Source organism: Streptomyces sp. DH12 (assembly GCF_020873895.1).
Taxonomy (GTDB): domain Bacteria; phylum Actinomycetota; class Actinomycetes; order Streptomycetales; family Streptomycetaceae; genus Streptomyces.
Map to the genome: position 1 here is coordinate 1 of NZ_JAHWGT010000188.1, position 829 is coordinate 829.

Consider the following 829-nt stretch of genomic DNA (forward strand, 5'->3'; position numbering starts at 1 on the left):
GTGTCAACAGGGGCGTATGTGCGGGTCAGTGCGCCGGTTTGAGCGGCAGCAGCGCGCTGATGCGGAATCCTCCGCCCGGCCGCGGCCCGGCGTCCAGCGTTCCGCCCACCATCCCGACACGCTCGCGCATGCCGATCAGGCCGTGCCCCTGGCCGTCGAACCCGCCCTCCTCGTACAGCTCGTGCGGGGCGCCCTTGCCGTCGTCCTCCACCAGCAGGCCCAGCCCGTCGTCGAAGTAGACCAGGCGCACGCTGGCGCCCGCGTGGGGACCGCCGTGCTTGCGGGTGTTGGTCAGCGCCTCCTGCACGATCCGGTAGGCGGTCAGCTCGACCCCGCGGGGCAGCTCGCGCGAGGTGCCCTCGACCTTGAAGTCCACGGGCAGTCCGGACTCCCGGCACTGCTCGACGAGGTCCTCGATCTGCTGGAGCCCCGGCTGCGGCACGTACTCCCCCGCCTCCTGGTTCTCACCGGTGCGCAGCACGCCCAGCAGGCGGCGCATCTCGGCGAGGGCCTGGCGGCCGGTGGTGGAGATGGTCTCCAGGGCCTTCTTGGCCTGGTCGGGCGCCGCGTCGAGGACGTAGGCGGCGCCGTCGGCCTGCACCACCATCACCGACACGTTGTGCGCGACCACGTCGTGCAGCTCGCGCGCTATCCGGGCGCGTTCGGCGGCGACCGCCACCTTGGCCTGCGCCTCGCGCTCCTTCTCCAGCCGGGCGGCCCGCTCCTCCAGCTGCGCGAAGTAGGCGCGGCGGGTGCGTATCGAGTCGCCCAGCACCCAGGCGAGGGCGAACGGCACGGCCAGGATGACCGACAGGGCGACGTTCTCGAC

1 protein-coding gene is annotated in these 829 nt (G+C 72.7%); it reads right to left on the bottom strand.

The window, feature by feature from the left end; translation table 11 throughout:
• Positions 1–25: 25 nt before the first annotated feature.
• Positions 26–829, bottom strand: an 804-nt coding sequence (locus LPA54_RS33415; protein ID WP_228984475.1) for a sensor histidine kinase, incomplete at its 5' end; no start/stop codon positions are given.